The organism is Clostridium sp. FP1 (assembly GCF_011065975.2).
Classification (GTDB): Bacteria; Bacillota; Clostridia; order Clostridiales; family Clostridiaceae; genus Clostridium_AD; species Clostridium_AD tagluense.
In genome coordinates, this window is record NZ_JAAMNJ020000001.1 from 2,022,268 (window position 1) to 2,041,230 (window position 18,963).

Below are 18,963 nucleotides of genomic sequence, written 5' to 3' on the forward strand. Positions count from 1 at the left end.
TTTGTTTTATGGGAAAGTGCGATAATTTATACCTGCTTATTGAGGATATTGAAGGACTAATGGAGAGTATACTTATAAGCGGTTTTAATGTAGTAAATACAGGTGTATTAGATAACATAAAGCAAGTTTATGAAAACTGTGAAAGAGTTGGATTAAGTTTTGCAGCAGAAAAACTTAAAGACATACATAAGGCTCAAGAGAAAAAAAGACATGATATTAACTATAACTGTGAAGAAATTATGGTTAAATATTTTTTGCTTAATAATTATATAGAGGCTATTAAAGATAAATTAAATGTAGAAAAAGCAAAAGAATACATCAAATCAAATAAAGGGGACCAAGCATAATGGGATTACAAGAACATTTAGCAGAAAAAATAAATAATGTGTTATTAGAACTGGGAGTATCTGATGAGGTGATTGAGGGCTTTGAAGCATATATGGAAGGCAGTTTAAAAGAACAGGAGTTTTTTAATTGCTTACCTACTATAGATATGAAGAGCTTACAGGACGAGTTAGTAGAACAATTAGTTAAGACCTATAAATCATTAGAAAAGCGTAAGGCGGAAGAATACAGTTCAAGCTATGTGAGAATATTATTTGAAATAGGTGGAAAATCAACTTTTATAATTATGGATAGGTGTTATTCCGGTTATTATAAAGGAGATTTTTGTAGAAAGTTATTAAAATACAAAGTAAAACCTGCCTTTGTAATAGCATATTATGCGAAGAATCTTGTAAGTAGTGAAAATAACCTAAGTATTACTTTTATTAATTTTTATGATGGTCTTTATGAAAAATATGAAAGTGAATTTGAGGAAGCTTTTGATATTAGTGATGTAATGGAACAGCTGTTTATAGCTGCTTATGAAGTTTATAAAAGGCAAGGTAAGAAAAAAGAGCTTTGTAATTGGCTTAATGAATTCTTAGGAAGCCCAGTAATTGCTTTAACTTTATTTGATGAGAAGTTGATTGATTATGATAAAGAGAGAATTAGTAAATATATAAGGGAAGATAGCTTAGAGTTAGATGAATTAGTAGAAGATTTAAAGAGTAGAAAAGTAGATTTAAATATAGATAGTTGGGCTTTAAAGTTTTTAATGGCTATAAGTTACACTATAGTTAATCAATCAGAAATAGCAGGTAGACTTCTTAAATTTAGTATGACTATTGCGCCAGAAAGAAGTTTTAACTGTTTAAATAGTTATCTTACAGCTCAAATATATAATAAAATAAGTAAACTTATAGATAAGATCAATGTTAATAGAGTGTTATATATTTCTTGGATGGCGGGGAAAACTTCTAGCTATAGTCATGGATATGCTAGGGAATTAAAACAAGAGTTAGCTTCCAATAAGGAAGAGTTTATAAAAGCAATGAAGTTGTACACGGGTATTAATAAAGCTTATATGATTTCACTACTTTTGAAACAGGGCGAAGGCGGAGAATATATAAATGAAGTAGAAGATGCATTTATTAATAAGTTTTCAGTATTTATGGATAACCTACATATAGAAAAAAATGTTTATGAAAAGTTTATTCACTATTTAAGAGGAGAATGTGATTTTGAAAGTGTAAAAGATATCTTAGAAGGGTTACTCGGCAAAACAGAACCCTACATATATTATCATGATTATGCTGAGATTTTATTTTGGTTAAAAGATGCATCACCAATGTTTGAAAGAGCAATAAAAACTTTTATTGCCATAGGAAATTCAGATATATTAGAAAAAATACATGATAAATTCAAAGAAAAAGATAAAAGCAACTTAGCTTCTTTTATTGAATTTTTAAATAGTTATGGAGCTTCAATAAATAACTATATTTCTTTATTAGGTAGTTATGCTGCTCGGCAAACTAAGTTTAGAATGGAAGCTCAAAATTTTATAACAAAGCTTATATCTGAAGAAGAAGATAAATTTATAGAAGCTACAAAGTTATGTCCAGCGGATATAAGAGTATATTTTTTAGAAAAAATATTTAAGTTTAATAAAGAAAAGAATGCAAAAGTACTTATAGATTATTTAGCGGATTCTTCAAAGTTTGTACGAGAAAAGGTGATAGAGCTTTTAACTCCTTGCACGGAATGTCATGAATATATAATACCTAGTTTAAGCGCTAAAAAACAAGTAGTTAGAGAATCGGCAGTAAAAATACTTTTAAAGAGCAGTAACAAAAGAGTGATTGAAGCATTAAATGTGGCATTAGAAGTAGAAAAAACTGAAAAAATAAAAGGGCTTTTAAGAAAAGCTTTAAATGTGGAAAGTGATTTAGAAGAAACAAATGAGAAGCTAGATATTTTAGAGTACTGCAAAAAAGCTTTAAAGGGCAATAAAGCAGCGGGACTCAAATGGCTGGCGTGTGATACATTGCCAAAGGTAAGGTTTAAGGATAGTGACAAATTTGCAGAGGATGAAATCATAAAATATATATTTTTATGTTACGCTCCTTACATTGAAATAGGCTTAAATAGTGAAGCAAAAAAGATAAGTGAACTTTTAGATACAAAAGATTTAGCAAAACTTGCTTTAGAAGTTCTTGAAAGATGGCTTAGCGGTGGTGCGGAAAGTAAGAAAAAATGGGTACTTTCGTTTGCATCTATTTATGGAGACTATGATGTAATTAGTATATTCAAAAAGAATATAGAAGAATGGCCGAAAAACTCAAGAGGGGCTATAGCTAGTGATGCAGTAAGAGCTCTTGCACTTAATGGAAGTGATGAAGCTCTTATAATAATAGATAATATATCAAGAAAATTTAAATTTAAGCAGGTGAAAAATGCCGCAAGTACAGCACTTAAATTTGCTGCGCAGCAAATGGATATAGATATGGAGGAACTTTCAGATAGAATAGTTCCAGACTTAAGTTTTGATGTGAAAGGTGAAAGAACTTTTGATTATGGTGAGAGAAAGTTCATTGTAACACTTACTCCAGAGCTTATCTTAGAAGTACAAGATGAAAGTGGCAAAAAGTTTAAGAATCTTCCAACTCCAAGTAAAAAGGATGATGAAGATAAGGCTGCAGCAGCTTTTTCAGAATTTAAGAACCTAAAGAAGAAGCTCAAAACAGTAGCGAATATACAAGCTATCCGTTTAGAAATGGCACTATCTAGTAACCGAAAATGGACAAAAGAAGCATGGATAAAGCTGTTTGTTCAAAACCCTATTATGAATCAATTTGCTATAGGTCTTGTATGGGGAATTTATAAAGAAAATGCATTGATGGATAGTTTCAGATATATGGAAGATGGAAGTTTTAATACTGTGGATGAAGATGAATATAACATAGAAGATGGAGAGTTAATAGGACTTATCCATCCAGTAGAATTAAGCAGCGAAGATATGGAATTATGGAAAGAGCAGGTTGAAAATTATGAGATAAAGCAACCTTTTGAGCAACTAAATAGAGAGGTGTTTCAGGTTAGTGAAGAAGAAAAAACAATGAAAACTGTAGAACGTTTTGGTGGAACCATGTTAAATGGTTTATCTTTACTAGGAAAATTGACTGGTTTTGAATGGAGTAGAGGATCAATTCAAGATGGTGCTGGTTATTATAATTTTTATAAGGAAGATGATAAACTTCAAATTGGAGTTGAACTAAGTTTTAGTGGTTTAAGCATAAGCTTTGAAAATGATGAAGTAACAGTATATGACTTGATTTTTTACAAAAAAGGAACTGTAAAAAGAGGTAGTTACATATATGATACCGTAAAAGAGCAGCACATTATAAAGCCATCAGAAATACCAAATAGATTTTTTAGTGAAATTCTTTATCAAATAAATAAAGCAATAGCATCAAAAATAGGGATTAATGACAAGTGGAAGGAAGAGAAATAAATATGATTTGTAATGAGAAATTTTATATTATGAGTAATACATATAATAATCAAGCAAAGCTATTCTGGAAAGCTAACGTAAAGTATGAAAAATTTGTTTGTGAGCTTTGTGGAGGAATTCATTGTACATATGAATCTCCACATCCTGTTATTTTTTATGGGAAGAGAATTGTAGATATTTATTTCGATATAAGTGGATTTATAATAAGCCCAGCAGTTGTTGAACTTTTAAAAGAGAACAATATTACTGGGTATATATTAGAAGATGTGGAACCCTTGGAGTGGAAAGATGGAAAAGGACATGACACTGGACATGATGGAAGTAGCTACAAGTTATTAAAAATCAAGGGAAGATGCGGGTTCTTATGTGATAGTGTTGGAAAGATTATTGATAAATGTGAACAATGTGGTAGACCCAATAGTGATGTTCTAGATTCCTTAAAAGATGGCTTAGCTTTTAATGCTGATGATTATGATGGTTCTGATATTTTTCAATTTAACAACTGGACATGGTTACCTATTGTAAATGAAAAAGTGAAAAAACTAATTAAAAAGCATAAATTAAAAGGATTTAAATTTGAAGAATTAAAAGATTATGTTGGGTGTGATGCTTTTTAGAAATTATGTTTTTATGCAAGGTATCCATATGAGGAGCGAAGAAATAATAAAGAGTATTTAGAATATTTATTTGAAAAAGATTTTGAAGAAGATTAACATAAGCTAATTCAAACTTTACCGGATGGGACTGGTAATTTTTATATTGATATAATTATAAACTTACAGGAGAATTTAGGGACATGTTTTCAACATGAATTCGGATGATGGTATGCAAGTGGTATATGAATCTACATTTGAGGAGTGGTTTAAAAAATATTATGAGATATGAAAAAAAAGTAAAAAAAGTATTCAATTTATTAAAATAATATATAAATCTAAAGGAGGAAATTCCATGGCAAGTATTGGGATAAAATTAGATCCATCAAAAATGAATAATCCAGACTTAGATTTAAGATATATAATACCAAATAAAATTGAAGAGTTAACAAAAGGAGCTGTAGAATATGATGGATATGACTATTCATCAGATGGAACAAATTCTATTATTATTTTTCTAAGTTGTGAAAATCCTAAAAAATATGTAAATGAGGTTTTAAATATTTTAAGAAATGAAGATTTTTTGAACAATAATATTTATGAAGTTGGTGTAGTAGCTATTGATAATGGAGATGGATTTAAAGTAATTCATCCTAGTAATTATGAGAGTGAGTTTGATTTATAGGAGGAAAATATATGATTAACAAATACACAATAGATTTCATTGAAGAAAAGAAAAAAGTAGAAGTTCCAGTAACAAAATTTGGAGGACAACCAGTATGGATAGATAAAGTTCAATGGCCTATTGATGAGGAAAATGGTAAACCAATGAGATTCATCTGTCAAATAGAGCTTTACCCTGAAATTTTTGGTGAGAATAAACTTAAAATGGCTTATTTATTTGTTTCAAAAGAATGGAATAATTATGTTGTTATATATCAGCCATCAAATACAAAAATAGTTACAAAAGAGATAGCTAAAGGTCCAACAATTTATAGGATGGTAGAGAAGAAGAACAGCTCATTTTTAGTTGCAGAAGGCTGTGAATTTAAGGTTAACCTTACTGCTGGAGAAGATTATAATTTTGTTCGTCAAGGTCCTTATTTTAAAGATGATGAACTTGTTTTTGAAGAGAGTCCAGAAGATTATGATGAAATATTAGATGGAAATAAAATAGGGGGAACACCTCTTTTCTTAAGTTGTGATGAGCTTCCAGAAGAGGATACATGGAAGTTATTATTACAAATAGATGCTACTACTCTTCCATTTGAACTTAACTTTGGTGATGCCGGAATTGGATTTTTCTTTATAAATATGAGAGATAATAGCTTGAAGTTTATTATAGAAAGTTGTTAACACACTAGATATTTGAACGTCCCTTAATAGATAGCAAAGTGGTTATTAATGATGATGAGTAATGGTGACATTAATTTAGTAAGAATGGAGAGATACTAATGAAAAAATCAATAATAGAATTACCTAAAAGCTTAGAAAAATTTAGAGGTGAAATAGAAAAAACTATAAAACCATATATAAAAATTAAATTGCAAGAGCAAAAAACTATGCCTTGGGAAAGTAAATTAGGAGGAAATCCTTATTTAGAGATTGGCATAGAATATCCTAAAACATCAAAGGGAGAATATTTAAGATTGTTAGCTCAGATAAATTTTGAGGAAACTCCACATTTAGATCCTTTTCCATCAAAAGGTATATTACAATTTTTTATATTGGCTAATGATGTATATGGTCTTGATTTTGATGATCCCTGCATACAAGATACATTTAGAGTAATTTATATACCTGATGTTGTAAAAAACGAAGAAAATCTAATAAAAGACTTTTCATTTTTAGGAGAACTAGAAGATGATTGGTACATGCCTTTTAGTGAAGAAGGTAAAATGAATTTTTCATTAGAATATATGCCTGTATCTTGGAGTGATTATAGATTCGATAATATGTATAATAATATTAGCTTAACAGAAGAAGAAAAGGATGATTACATTGAGGAACTAGATACTGATGGATGCAAAATAGGCGCATATCCTACCTTTACTCAAGGTGATCCTAGAGAGGATGAAAATATAAGAACATTTGATACATTACTGCTTCAACTTGATTATGAAAAGGAATGTGGTTTAATGTTTGGAGATAGTGGAGTTGGAAACTTCTTTATAAATGAAGAAGATCTGAAAAAATTAGATTTTACTAAAATTTTATATAATTGGGATTGTTGCTAATACACTAGATATTAAGGAGAATAAAAAAGGGTGGTGTTTATATTGAAAGTAAATTATGTTCATGATTTTAATCAAAAGACAGAAGAAGAATTTTTAAAGATACAAAACAATTTAAAAGAAAAAATTAATATTACAAATAAAATAGATTTAGAAAATATAAAAGTTTGTGCTGGGATAGATATTGCTTATTGGGAAAAGAACAATGAAACCATCGGTGCTTGTAGTATAGTAATTATTGATTTTCAAACTAAAAAGGTATTAGAAAAGGTTCACAGTGTTGGAAAGATAGAAGTGCCATATATTGCTGGATTTTTAGCTTTTAGAGAATTGCCTTTAATACTAGAGGCAGTAGAAAAAATTACAGTTGAGCCAGATATTTTTATATTTGATGGTAATGGATATCTTCACCATAACAATATGGGAATAGCAGCACATGCAGGCTTATTTTTAAACAGGCCTACTATTGGAGTAGGAAAAACTTATTTTAAAATAGATAAAGTAGATTTCATTATGCCGGAAAATGAAGTAGGGGCATATACGGATATAGTTGTAAAGAATAAGGTTTATGGAAGAGCTATAAGAACTAGCAAAAGTGTAAAGCCTATATTTATTTCTTGTGGTAATAATATAGATTTAAATAGCTGTTATGAAATAGCTATGAATTTATTATCTAAAGATAGTAGAATACCTATTCCGACAAGGCTTGCTGATTTGGAAACACACGTTTTGAGACAAGAATATAGATAGAAATATTACTAGAAAAACAAACGAAGGAGATAGCGAAATGGGATTACAAAATCACTTAATAGAGAGAATAAGCAATGTGTTAGTAGAACTTGGACTAGCTGCTGAAGTTATTGATAGTTTCGAAGCATATATGGAAGGAAGCTTAGAAGAACAGGAGTTTTTTAAAAACCTTCCCAATATAGATATGGATAATTTAAAAGCTGATTTAGTGGAACAAATGGTGAGTACATATAGATCCTTAGATAAACATAAAGCTTATGATTATTGGTCTAAATATATGAGGATATTATTTCAAATGGGAAAAACATCTGTATTTTCAATAATAGATAAGACAACCTATTATTATGGAGATGAATATTTTAGAAAATTTTTAAAATATAATTTAAGTCCTTCCTTTGTCATAGCATATTATGCCAACTGCATTACCCGGCAAGAACGTGATTTAGACCGTGGATTTATTAAGTTTTATGATAGCATTTATGAGGAACATAAAGATGCATTTAAAGAAGCTTTTGATATTAGCAAAATAAATGAACAAACAATTATAGCAACTTATTTGGTTCAAAAGGAAAAAGATAAGGAGCAAAAACTTTGTAGTTTTCTAGAAGAAGATATGATTGATTCAATAGAAGTTTTATTTAGCAAAAAGATATGTTGCGAAGATGCAGAAGCTTTGGCTAAATATTTAAAAGGTGAAACTTCAAATTTAGAAGAAATAATAGACCTATTAAAAAATAATAACAGTTTAGTTTTGAATATTGATACATATGTTTTAAAATTCCTTATAGGGACTAGCTCTACCATATCTAATGAATCAGATATGGCAAATAGATTTATTAAATTTGCTATATTATTGGATTATGAAAAATCCTTTAATGGTTTACACTACTATCTTAAATATAATAGATATAATAAGATTATAAAAATTATGGAAAAACTTGAAATAAAAAAAGAACTATATATTGCATGGATGGGTAATAGAAATGTTCGATACAATGGTTATAATTTTGAAAAAGAATTAAAAGAAGAGCTGAAGGAAAACAAAGAAGAGTTTAAAAAAGCAATTACAATGTGCAGTGGTATTGATAAAGCTTATATGGCTTCACTTCTCTTTCAAAATGGAGAAGGTTTAGAATTTGCACGTGAAGTGGAAGATGTGTTTATTCATGAATTTTCTATAGCTATGGATGAATTAAATGTTAAAAGAGATATTTGTGAAAACTTTATTGAATATTTAAGAGGTAATACTGCTCTTGATAATATAAGTCAAACCTTACAAGGATTATTAGGAAAAAAAGAAATATATCTATATAACTCTAAGCGTAATTTTTGTAAAGTTATGTTCTGGCTAAAAGATATGTCTCCCATGTTTGAAAAAGCTATGAAAATATTTATTGCTATAGGAAATTCGGATATATTAATATACATATATGATGATTATAAAAAATTCAAGGGCATAAAAATTGGAGATGAAGACTTAAATTCTTTTATAGAATTAATGGATAGTTATGGAGCTTCAATAATGAATTATACATCTTTCCTAGGCACATATGCTTTTGGCAATTATGTTAGACAAACAGTACGTGATCAATCAACAAATATTATTGAAAAACTAATTGAAAAAAATGAAGAACAGCTGATAAAAAATATATATTATTGTCAGGCTGAAACTAGAGCAGGTCTTTTAGAAATATTGTATAAGAATTGTGATGAGTCTAAAGTTGCAAAAGTTATTATTGAGTATTTGGCGGATTCTTCAAAGAGTGTACGAGAAAAGGCTATAGAACTTTTAACTTTAAGTGAAAAAAATCATGTAATGGTAATAGAAAGTTTAAAGGCTAAAAAACAAGCAGTTAGAGAATCAGCAGTAAAAATACTTTCTAAAAGCAGTAATGAAAAAGTGATTGAAGCATTAAATAAAGCTTTAGAAGTAGAAAAAACTGAAAAAATAAAAGCACTTTTAAGAGAAGCTTTAAATGTGGAAAGTGATTTGGAAGAAAATGATGAGAAGCTAGATATTTTAGAGTACTGTAGAAAAGCTTTAAAAGGTAACAAAGCGGCAGGTTTGAAGTGGCTAGATTGTGATACGCTTCCAAAGGTAAGACTTAAGGATAGTGAAAAATTTGCAGAGAATGAAATTATAAAATATATGCTTATATGTTATTCTTCCTGTATTGAAATAGGATTAAGTAGTGAAGCAAAAAGGGTAAGTGAACTTTTAGATATAAGGGATTTATCAAAACTTGCTTTAGAAGTTCTTGAAAGATGGATTGGCAGTGGTGCGGAGAGCAAGAAGAAATGGGTACTTCCTTTTGCAGCTGTTTATGGAGATTATGATGTAATTAGCTTACTAAAAAAGAATATAGAAGAGTGGCCACAAAACTCAAGAGGGGCTATAGCTAGCGAGGCAGTAAAGGCTCTTGCTCTTAATGGAAGTAATGAAGCTTTAATAATAGTGGACAATATATCAAGAAAATTTAAATTTAAGCAGGTAAAAAATGCTGCAAGTGCAGCACTTGAATTTGCTGCAAAGCAAATGGGTATAGATATAGAGGACCTTTCAGATAGAATAGTTCCAGAGTTAGGTTTTGACATAAAAGGAGAAAGAGTTTTTGATTATGGTGATAGAAAGTTTATTGTAACACTTACACTAGAGCTTATATTAGAAGTACAAGATGAAAGCGGTAAAAAGTTTAAAAGCCTTCCAGCTCCAGGTAAAAAGGATGATGAGGATAAGGCTACAGCAGCTTTTTCAGAATTTAAAAATCTAAAGAAGAAGCTCAAAACAGTAGTAAATATACAAGCTATCCGTTTAGAAATGGCACTATCTAGTAATCGAAAATGGACAAAAGAAGCATGGGTAAAGTTGTTTGCTCAAAACCCTATTATGAATCAATTTGCTATAGGTCTTGTATGGGGTGTTTATGAAGCTAATGTTTTAACTGATAGCTTTAGATATATGGAGGATGGCAGTTTCAATACTAAAGATGAAGATGAATATGAGTTAAAGGACGGAATGATAATAGGAATTGTTCATCCAATAGAGTTAGGCAGTGATGATATATCTATATGGAAAGAACAGTTTGAAAACTATGAAATTAAACAACCACTTGAACAGTTAAACAGAGAAATATTCAGGGTTACGCAAGAAGAAAAAACTAATAAAAAGGTAGAACGTTTTGGAGGAATAATGTTAAATGGTTTATCTTTATTAGGTAAGTTAACTGGTTTTGGATGGAGTAGAGGATCAATTGAGGATGGCGGTTGTTATTATACTTTTTGCAGAGAAGATAGTACTTTTAAAATAGATGTGGAGTTAAACTTTAGTGGGGCAGGTGTAGGCTATGAAAATGAAGAAGTAACAGTATATGACTTAACTTTTTATAAAGAAGGAACTGTCTCAAAATACGATTATACAAATAAAATATATGAGCAGAATAATGTATCACCAGATACACTTCCTAAAAGATTCTTTAGTGAAATTCTTTATCAAATAAATAAAGCAACCGCTTCAAAAACAAGAACTAATGAAAATTGGAGAGCGGAAAAATAAAAAAGAGGAGTTGAAGCAATATGGAGAAGCAATTAGAGATATTAGATTCTAATTTAATAAGGGTAAGACCCGATTTTTACCCAAAGTTGAATAGTTTAAAATCACTTGAAACGCTGACAATAAGTCAAACTCAAAAGGATATTGACTTTAAATTAGATAATGTAAGAATTACAACTGTTATGAATTAAAGCACGGAAGGCATTTCCTACTAGAGATAAAATCACATATAGGATATGGGGAGGATGAAAAATTTGAATCCAAGTTATTTTAGAATTAAACTTTCGATTGAAGAGGCAAAAAGACGATTGAGTAATTGGTGGAGAGTTGCTGCTCCAACGGAATTTTTTAAAACAGATTATTCACATGCAGTCTCTAATGCATGTGATAAAAATGGTATGTGGCGAGGAGAAGCATTATACATGTATCAAAATGATGAATGGACAGTTTTTGAAGATCTTTCTGGAGGATTTGGTACTATTCCGGCTACTTCATGGATTGAATTTGCACAGAAGGATTCATTTGTGTTTGCTGGCTATAATGATTCTATTCCTTATGGGGAGTTGATAATTATTCAAAATGGAAAAATACTTAGAGAATTTATGGATATGCCCGATGATCCAGAACTTAATATAGATATGGGGAAACTTGAGAAAGAGGAAGAAAAACCAATACATAGTTGGGTTGATGTAGCGTCATATGTAGACGAAGATAGCATTATCTACTCAGATACTGGATGGCTTTGGATACAATGACAAAGGGTATTGTTGAAGGTAAGATTGATGGGCGTTTAAAAGAGTTAGAAGGAATTAGATGGCTAAAATATGTTGGTGAAGAAAGTGATAGGTATAGAGTTGTAAATTCTTTTACTGAAGCATGGGACGGTTGGAATGATAAAATGCTTAAAGTATGGCTCAAGGAGAGTGAAAAAATAGAGAAATTTGCAATAGAATCTATTGGTGATGAAGCAATTGATTTGATATTTAGCAGAATCTCAGAAGTAATGGGGCCAAGAATTGCAGAGGGATTAGTAGAATTTAAAGATACGCTTGAAAACCATGGGGTAGATAGCGATACATATGGATTAGATTATGAAATAATTGAGTTTATAAAGCGGGATATAGCCTGGGCTTGTGTTGAGAGTATTACTGATAATATAGGATTTTTCAACAAGGTATTAAGGGTTCTAGTGGAAGGTCGTTTTGCATGTGCCTGGGAAGGGAATTATCCAGCAGGACGATTTGTAGTAATGTGATAATTATAAAATAATGGGGGGTGTAGAACTAATGCAATCAGAATTTAATTTTCAAAAATTTAAAGAAGAAGTTATTTTAGCTACAAAGAAAGCTTTTCTAGAAATTATGGACGAATATGAAGATTCTACAGTAAATGCATTTTCACTAACTTGTGATTCAGCTGTTAGATCTATAGGGGTTGTAGCAAATACAAAAGAAGCATTAGAGGAAAAAACAGAAGATGAAGAAGATAGGTATTATTATAAATTTTGTGAACAAGAATGGGAAATATGGAATGCTGCGGTCAATGAATTTCAAGAAATTGGAAATAATTTAGTGGAATTTCAAGAAAATAATAAAGATAAAATAAGTGACTCAGAAACATGCATATATACAGAATTTTTCAATGAATTTAGAGAAAAGATTTTTGATATATGCGTACAAGCTTTAATAGAAATAAAAGATGAATATTTCTTTGAAGATAATTGTAAGGAAAGTATTATCATCAATTTTATGGTGCCGGAGTATTTAGATGAAGATTATTCTATAGAAGTTTTCAGTAAACTGAATAATGGGATAGTAGTGGAAGAATATAAGCAAAATATAGAAGATTTTATGTAATGTATAAGAAAAGTCCAAAGGTTAAAAGTTAGATAAATCAACCTTTGTAAAATTACTTAAGTGACTATTATTATATTAAGGCTAGGAGATGATTTTTCATGCTTAAAACTAGTAAGGGTGGAGAAGAAGTTTATTGGGATAAAATTGTTGACTTAGGTGTTATGGGTAAGTTTGATATTAATATATTCAACTAAAAAAGAGGAGTTGAAGCAATATGGAGAAGATATTAGAGACATTAGATTCTAATTTAATAAAGGTAAGAGCTGGTTTTTACTCGAATCTTAATAATCCGTTGAAAGAAAGTGAAATTAGGAGTTTAGAAGAAAAGTTTAATTTTACTATACCTGATGACTTAAAGAAACTTTATCAATGGAAGAATGGACAAAGTGATGATTGTTATGATTCCTTTGTGAATAATTCCATGTTTATGCCATTAGAAGATGCATTGGATTCAGCCAAAGAGTTAACCTCAATGATTGGTCTGGATTTTGATGGTGATAATTGGTGGAATAAAAATTGGATACCAATATTTCACAATGGTGGTGGAGACCATATTTGTTATGATATAAGTGGAATTTTTACAGGGCAAAAGGGCCAATTAATTGAGTTTTGGCATGCAGATAATGATAGAAATGTTATTGCTCCAAATCTTAAAGCTTTTATTAAAGCTATAACTGAATTTTATGAAACAAAAGAAATAAAAGACTTTGATGAATATTTTGAAATTGAGAAAATAAAAGATTTTCCTAAAAATTTTTATGTTGAATAAATATTGTATTTTTATAAAATAATTATTCAATTGAGGGGAGTTTTAATTTGAACAACTTTAGGTATGTGAATATTGGAGCGGATAATCATTGGATAAAAATAAGGAGGAAAATATATGCATGAACTATTAAATTTACTACAAGTTAATCTTTGCGATTGTACTTTAAACGATGAAGAGGTAAGTGAAATTAAAGACTATATTGAAAATGGTGGTTCCTTAGAACTTAGTAAAACTCATAAGTATAATATAGAAAAATCCCTTAGAGGGCATTACAATATCGCAGAAAAATTATGGGGATTATTAGATGAATTTATGGATAAGGAAGATGTTTTTAAAAGGATTTTGAATGTATTTTTTGCTATAGGTCAGGAGAGCTTTTTCAAAATATTATATAATAGATTCTATTCTGCTTATAAAATTTTAGATTATTTAAAATACATAGATAACAAAGAAAGATTTTTAGTTTGGATTATAAAAGATTATTCAAGTCATTCATTTTGTTTAGATTATGTGAGTCAAATAATTACAACTTCTGAAGAATTAATAAATGAAGATAAGTTAATACTCTCAAAAGCTTTTTTAATATCAGAGGATACTTTTGTAAAATTAGTGGTAGCTATTATAGCGGTTAAAAATTCTTGTGAGCTACCTGAAGATGGAGAAAAATTTATAAAGGTGTATCTTAACAATATTGAAAATGTAAATAAACAATTAAAAAATAAACAGATAGCTTTAGTTCAATTTTTATACTATGCTCACAGTAAGAATGAAGAATTCGTAGATATTATTACAAATATAGTCAATAACAGTAGTAACAGGAGAACCATATTTGATGAATGGGTAAGATTTATTGGTACACATGATGCTGAGGCTAATATTTATGATATTGTAGAAGCCTTTAACATTGATAAGAGATTATATGTGATTAGATTAATAAACTTATATATTAGAGATGAAAATAAGAAAGTACTTAAAGAGATAAATCAAAGGATAAAAGAAATACCATTAGTTTTCAGAGAAAGTCTAGAGGTTATTAATAAAAGTAATATTGATGACGTGGAAAGGCTTACACTTGCTTTTTACATTTATAGTTATTCAAAAGAAGATGAGGATTTAAAAAAAACCAAGCAATATATTGGAAAAATTTTAAGGGGTTATATAGATGTTTCTAGAGATTCTGATATGGTATCACAATTAGAAAAATCTAAGGTTTTACAATATGTGTTAGAAGGAAAAAATGAAGATTGTGTAAATGGATATGCTGCCAAAGCTTTAGATCTAGCAGATGGAGGACGTTTATGGAGTTATCATGCTTTTTGTTTTAAATTAATTTATTTTACAAATGAAACTAGGGACATTATATATAGATTTTTAGAGTTTGCGCTTAAAGCTGAAAAATATTCTTTATCAGCTTCTATTATAGATAAAATAATAGAAAGTCAGTCTATGAGTTATGTAAGTTTTGCTAAAGAACTTACAGCTGTAGATATAAGTGAAAAGCATTTGATTTTAACAGCAGATAGGGCTCTAAATGCATATAATTTTAAAAACAAATCAAAGGTTGTAGAATATTTAAGTAAATTATGCTTAGAGCAAAATATAGAACTTATAAATAATATAGAGATATTAAATATAAACGTTAAAGAACTAGTACTTGAAAAACTATTTAATGTAAATAATGAAAAGTATGCTTCTATTCTTATTAATCATTTATCTGATAGTTCTAAAGTTATAAGAGGCAAAATGGTAATTCTTCTTAGTTCTTATGAGGGCTGTAAAAAAGAAGTATTAAGTGAGTTAAAGAGCAAAAAGTTAGCCGCTAGGGAAGCTGCTGCTAGGATACTTATAAACTTTGACATGAGAGATTCGGCTACAGAACTGCAAAAGTTTGCAGACTTAGAAAAGAAAGAAAATGTTAAAGTGTTACTATTAAATATTATAAATGCAGATTATTTAGATAATGAAATACTTGAAACTGCGGAAAGTATAAGTAAGTATTGTACTGAAAGGTTGCAGAAAACCGCCTATACTGCTCCAGCCTGGATTCCAGTAAGTGTACTTCAAGATATAAGGTATGGGGATGGAAAATTAGTATCAAAAGATGTAATAATTTATTTGATAAGTAAATACTCTTTAGAAAATATTGTGGAAAGAAATAAAGTAGCAGAAAAGGTCATTGAAAAATGTAATAAGCATGATTTAGATCAACTTGGAAATGAATTTTTAAACCTTTGGATCAATAACGATGCAGATACAAAGCAGAAGTGGATATTATCTTTAATTTCAGCAGTAGGGGGCTTTAATGTTGTTAATGCATTGAAAACTCAAATAGATATATGGTCTAAAAATTCAAGAGGAGCTATTGCATGCGATGCCATAAAAGCTTTGGCATTAAGTGGAAGTGATGAGTGTTTAATAATAATAGATACAATAGCAAGGAAATTTAAGCATAAACAGATTAAAAAAGCGGCAGAGGAAGCGTTTATTTTTGCGGCTCAAATGCTTAATTTAACAGAGGAAGAACTGGCGGATAAAATAGTACCAGATTTAGACTTTAACAAAAGGGGAGAAAGGGTATTTGACTTTAGTAGTAGAAGTTTTACAGTAATGTTAGATTTGGATTTTTCTTTGAAAATTCTAGATAATAATGGCAAGATAATTAAAACTTTACCAAAACCAAATAAATCTGATGATGAGTTAAAAGCTAAAGAAGCATCAAAAGAATTTAAAAATCTTAAAAAGCAAATTAAAACTGTAGTTTCTACTCAAACTTTAAGATTGGAAATGGCACTTTCCGTAAGTAGAATCTGGAAGAAAAAAGATTGGGAAAACTTATTCGTAGAAAATCCTATTATGCATAATTTTTCTCTTGGATTAGTGTGGGGAGTATATGTTAAAGGAAAATTAAAGGATACTTTTAGATACATGGAAGATGGTACTTTTAATAGGAAGGATGAAGAAGAATATGAACTTCTAGAAGATTCTCTTATAGGACTTGTACACCCTTTGGAAATGCACAAAGACACATTAAATACTTGGATTCAGCAATTTGAAGATTATGAAATAATACAGCCTTTCCTTCAGCTACGCAGAAAGGTTTATAAGGTAAATGAAGAAGAGGAAGAAATGAAGTGGGTAGAACGTTTTGCAGGTATAAAAATTAATGGACTTTCATTGGTAGGTAAGCTTAGTAAAATGGGTTGGTATAGAGGTTCAGTGCAAGATGGTGGGGGATACTATCAGTTTTATAAAGAAGATGAAAAAATAGGTATTGGTGCAGAACTTTCTTTTGAGTGGCTTGGTATTGGTTGTGAAAATGAAGAAACCACTATTTATGAGTTAACTTTCTATAGGGCGAGCACAGTTGAACGGGGAAGTTATGTTTATGATGAAATAAGTGAGGAAAATATTATTGTTCCATCAAAAGTGCCAGAAAGATTTTTTAGTGAAATACTTTATGATGTAGACAGAGCTTTAGAAGCTAAAACTGGTTTCACTTCTAATTGGAAGCTGGGGCGATAGAAATTAAGATAGAATAAAGCATTATCAAAAATAAAAATAGGAAGAAAAAAGGCACTAATGAATGTGTTATTTCATTAGTGCCTTTTTTTCTTCTTATAAGAAGGTTGTGTAATATTTTTCAATAAGTTATATAAATAAAGGTCACTTTCGATTGCTCGCAATATTGTAGTGTAAACAGTACACCGGCAGGCTTGGGATCATAGTATGTCCCAAAATTCCCAGATGAACCTTAAAGTTCATCCAAGTGCTATAAAAGGTATTGAAGGATCAAAGAAGCTTCTTGACCTAACTCGTTCTTATATGAGAGAAGGTGGATACCATATTCAGTATAACATTGTAGATTCTAAGGTTTTAAAAGATGCACAGGGAAACCCTGAAAACTATAGAGACTTAATGGTACGTGTCGCTGGATTTACACAATACTGGTGTGAAATAGGTAAGCCTATACAAGATGAAGTTATTGCAAGAACTGAATACGAGGGGGTTTAATTAAAATGGAAAATGAGAGTATGAAGCATAATGATTGTGTAAATTTTTCGCCAATTGATGTAGCAAAGGGTATTTGTAGATTATCAAATCAAATGGTATTTATAGATGCGCAAGTTTGTGAGAATTTCAATGAGGTTAGTAAATGTAACAACTGCTTAAGCTTTAAAAACCCTAATAAAGATAATATTGGAACATGCAGCGGATTAAAAAAACAATCTTGGACCTATGGAGAGTTAAATGCAGTAACTTGCGAAGGGTACAAAGTAAATAAATAGAATTCAAATTACGTATTGAAAGTCGGGGTATCTATTATGGAGGAGAATAAAGGAATTATTTTTGATATACAAAGCTACTGCGTACATGATGGTCCTGGGTGCAGAACAACTTGTTTTATGAGTGGGTGTTTTTTAAAGTGTGAGTGGTGTGCTAATCCTGAAAGTTGGACTAATAAGGAAAAGATCATGTTTTCACAAACAAAATGCAAACATGAAAAGGGCTGCATTAGATGCGAAGAAGCTTGTAATAGCAAAGCCATTAGTTTTGATGAGCAGCAGAAGTTAATATTAAACTGGGAAGTATGTAGAGAATGTACTACTTTTGAATGTGCTAAGGTATGCTATAACGAAGCATTAAGAGTTTGTGGCAAGCATTATACTGTAACAGATTTATTAAAAGTTTTAAATAGAGATAGACAATTTTGGGGGAGTAATGGTGGAGTTACTTTTAGTGGAGGTGAGCCTCTCTGCCAAAACGAATTTTTAATAGCAACTTTAAAAAAATGCAAAGAATCATATATTCACACTGCTATTGAAACATCAGCTTTCATAGATACTAATATATTTTTGGAAACTATGAAATATATAGATTTTGCCTTTATAGATGTAAAGCATATGAATAGAGATAAGCATAAAGAGAAAACAGGTGTTTATAATGATTTAATACTTAAAAATATAGAAGCGCTTGTTAATTCAGGTTGGGCAGGAAGATTAGTGCTTCGAATGCCTGTAATTCATGATTTTAATGATACGCAGGAGAATGCTATTGAGACAGTAAGTTTCATGAAAAAACTAGGAATTTTCGAAATTAATCTTTTACCATTTCATAGAATGGGAGATTCAAAATGGAATCAGCTTGGTAAAGAATATGGTTACAGTAAAGAAGAAGCAACAGATGAGGAAAAAATGAACAAGCTCCAAGATTTATATTTAGATAATGGAATAGCATGCTATGTTGGAAGTGACACAGTTTTTTAACAAGGTTTAAGTAATTATGAATGGATAGGCATTTAGTGCTTATCCATTATATTTTTGCCAGGCGGGTGGCACCTAAAAGATTATATAAAGAAGTAGTTGGCGTTTTTTTATT

At 29.9% G+C, this 18,963-nt stretch carries 16 protein-coding genes and 1 pseudogene; all 17 read left to right on the forward strand.

All coding sequences use genetic code 11. From position 1 onward, the window contains the following. Positions 1 to 8: 8 nt before the first annotated feature. The 17 genes and pseudogenes from G9F70_RS09780 to hpdA all read left to right on the forward strand — a co-directional run bounded on the left by G9F70_RS09780 (position 9) and on the right by hpdA (position 18,851). Positions 9 to 347 (forward strand): hypothetical protein, encoded by a 339-nt coding sequence (locus tag G9F70_RS09780; protein ID WP_164945640.1) that lies wholly within the window; start codon positions 9 to 11, stop codon positions 345 to 347. Then, a complete protein-coding gene (locus G9F70_RS09785; protein ID WP_164945639.1) occupies positions 347 to 3,835 on the forward strand; it encodes a DUF4132 domain-containing protein in 3,489 nt (1,162 codons plus the stop codon). Before G9F70_RS09780 ends, G9F70_RS09785 begins: the two co-directional genes overlap by 1 nt. 29 nt (positions 3,836 to 3,864) lie before the next feature. After that, positions 3,865 to 4,452, forward strand: coding sequence for a hypothetical protein (locus tag G9F70_RS09790; protein ID WP_224617493.1), 588 nt, complete (start codon positions 3,865 to 3,867; stop codon positions 4,450 to 4,452). Between the two features lie 331 nt (positions 4,453 to 4,783). Next, a complete protein-coding gene (locus G9F70_RS09795; protein ID WP_164945637.1) occupies positions 4,784 to 5,113 on the forward strand; it encodes a hypothetical protein in 330 nt (109 codons plus the stop codon). Between the two features lie 11 nt (positions 5,114 to 5,124). Beyond that, positions 5,125 to 5,784, forward strand: coding sequence for a DUF1963 domain-containing protein (locus G9F70_RS09800; protein ID WP_164945636.1), 660 nt, complete (start codon positions 5,125 to 5,127; stop codon positions 5,782 to 5,784). 98 nt (positions 5,785 to 5,882) lie between these two features. Beyond that, positions 5,883 to 6,665, forward strand: a complete 783-nt coding sequence (locus G9F70_RS09805) for a YwqG family protein (protein ID WP_164945635.1) — start codon at positions 5,883 to 5,885, stop codon at positions 6,663 to 6,665. Positions 6,666 to 6,707: 42 nt separating this feature from the next. Then, a complete protein-coding gene (locus G9F70_RS09810; RefSeq protein WP_164945634.1) occupies positions 6,708 to 7,412 on the forward strand; it encodes an endonuclease V in 705 nt (234 codons plus the stop codon). A gap of 37 nt (positions 7,413 to 7,449) precedes the next feature. Next, positions 7,450 to 10,965, forward strand: coding sequence for a DUF4132 domain-containing protein (locus tag G9F70_RS09815; RefSeq protein WP_164945633.1), 3,516 nt, complete (start codon positions 7,450 to 7,452; stop codon positions 10,963 to 10,965). A gap of 20 nt (positions 10,966 to 10,985) precedes the next feature. Continuing rightward, on the forward strand, positions 10,986 to 11,153 hold the full coding sequence (locus G9F70_RS09820) for a hypothetical protein (protein WP_164945632.1): 168 nt from the start codon (positions 10,986 to 10,988) through the stop codon (positions 11,151 to 11,153). 54 nt (positions 11,154 to 11,207) lie between these two features. Further along, entirely contained in the window at positions 11,208 to 11,717 is a 510-nt protein-coding gene (locus G9F70_RS09825) for a hypothetical protein (protein WP_164945631.1), read from the forward strand. Then, a complete protein-coding gene (locus G9F70_RS09830; RefSeq protein ID WP_224617494.1) occupies positions 11,699 to 12,217 on the forward strand; it encodes a hypothetical protein in 519 nt (172 codons plus the stop codon). Before G9F70_RS09825 ends, G9F70_RS09830 begins: the two co-directional genes overlap by 19 nt. Positions 12,218 to 12,248: 31 nt before the next feature. Then, positions 12,249 to 12,818, forward strand: a complete 570-nt coding sequence (locus G9F70_RS09835) for a DUF4303 domain-containing protein (RefSeq protein WP_164945629.1) — start codon at positions 12,249 to 12,251, stop codon at positions 12,816 to 12,818. A gap of 214 nt (positions 12,819 to 13,032) precedes the next feature. Then, a complete protein-coding gene (locus G9F70_RS09840; RefSeq protein WP_164945628.1) occupies positions 13,033 to 13,587 on the forward strand; it encodes an SMI1/KNR4 family protein in 555 nt (184 codons plus the stop codon). Between the two features lie 114 nt (positions 13,588 to 13,701). Next, positions 13,702 to 17,109, forward strand: a complete 3,408-nt coding sequence (locus G9F70_RS09845) for a DUF4132 domain-containing protein (protein WP_164945627.1) — start codon at positions 13,702 to 13,704, stop codon at positions 17,107 to 17,109. Positions 17,110 to 17,301: 192 nt separating this feature from the next. Next, a pseudogene (locus G9F70_RS09850) lies at positions 17,302 to 17,598 on the forward strand (glycine radical domain-containing protein); the annotation flags it as partial. Positions 17,599 to 17,603: 5 nt separating this feature from the next. Then, positions 17,604 to 17,873: a 4-hydroxyphenylacetate decarboxylase small subunit gene (gene hpdC, locus G9F70_RS09855; protein ID WP_164945626.1), complete on the forward strand. Its 270-nt coding sequence runs from the start codon at positions 17,604 to 17,606 to the stop codon at positions 17,871 to 17,873. Positions 17,874 to 17,909: 36 nt separating this feature from the next. Beyond that, entirely contained in the window at positions 17,910 to 18,851 is a 942-nt protein-coding gene (gene hpdA / locus G9F70_RS09860) for a 4-hydroxyphenylacetate decarboxylase activase (protein ID WP_164945625.1), read from the forward strand. Positions 18,852 to 18,963 lie beyond the last annotated feature (112 nt).

Excerpts from the sequence above, each read along its gene's own strand:
- G9F70_RS09845 (WP_164945627.1), top strand. The coding sequence starts at position 13,702 with ATGCATGAACTATTAAATTTACTACAAGTTAATCTTTGCGATTGTACT.
- G9F70_RS09805 (WP_164945635.1), top strand. The coding sequence starts at position 5,883 with ATGAAAAAATCAATAATAGAATTACCTAAAAGCTTAGAAAAATTTAGA.
- hpdA (WP_164945625.1), top strand. The coding sequence starts at position 17,910 with ATGGAGGAGAATAAAGGAATTATTTTTGATATACAAAGCTACTGCGTA.
- G9F70_RS09795 (WP_164945637.1), top strand. The coding sequence starts at position 4,784 with ATGGCAAGTATTGGGATAAAATTAGATCCATCAAAAATGAATAATCCA.
- G9F70_RS09830 (WP_224617494.1), top strand. The coding sequence starts at position 11,699 with ATGGCTTTGGATACAATGACAAAGGGTATTGTTGAAGGTAAGATTGAT.
- G9F70_RS09840 (WP_164945628.1), top strand. The coding sequence starts at position 13,033 with ATGGAGAAGATATTAGAGACATTAGATTCTAATTTAATAAAGGTAAGA.
- G9F70_RS09790 (WP_224617493.1), top strand. The coding sequence starts at position 3,865 with ATGAGTAATACATATAATAATCAAGCAAAGCTATTCTGGAAAGCTAAC.
- G9F70_RS09785 (WP_164945639.1), top strand. The coding sequence starts at position 347 with ATGGGATTACAAGAACATTTAGCAGAAAAAATAAATAATGTGTTATTA.
- G9F70_RS09825 (WP_164945631.1), top strand. The coding sequence starts at position 11,208 with ATGAAAAATTTGAATCCAAGTTATTTTAGAATTAAACTTTCGATTGAA.
- G9F70_RS09820 (WP_164945632.1), top strand. The coding sequence starts at position 10,986 with ATGGAGAAGCAATTAGAGATATTAGATTCTAATTTAATAAGGGTAAGA.
- G9F70_RS09780 (WP_164945640.1), top strand. The coding sequence starts at position 9 with ATGGGAAAGTGCGATAATTTATACCTGCTTATTGAGGATATTGAAGGA.
- G9F70_RS09835 (WP_164945629.1), top strand. The coding sequence starts at position 12,249 with ATGCAATCAGAATTTAATTTTCAAAAATTTAAAGAAGAAGTTATTTTA.
- G9F70_RS09815 (WP_164945633.1), top strand. The coding sequence starts at position 7,450 with ATGGGATTACAAAATCACTTAATAGAGAGAATAAGCAATGTGTTAGTA.
- hpdC (WP_164945626.1), top strand. The coding sequence starts at position 17,604 with ATGGAAAATGAGAGTATGAAGCATAATGATTGTGTAAATTTTTCGCCA.
- G9F70_RS09800 (WP_164945636.1), top strand. The coding sequence starts at position 5,125 with ATGATTAACAAATACACAATAGATTTCATTGAAGAAAAGAAAAAAGTA.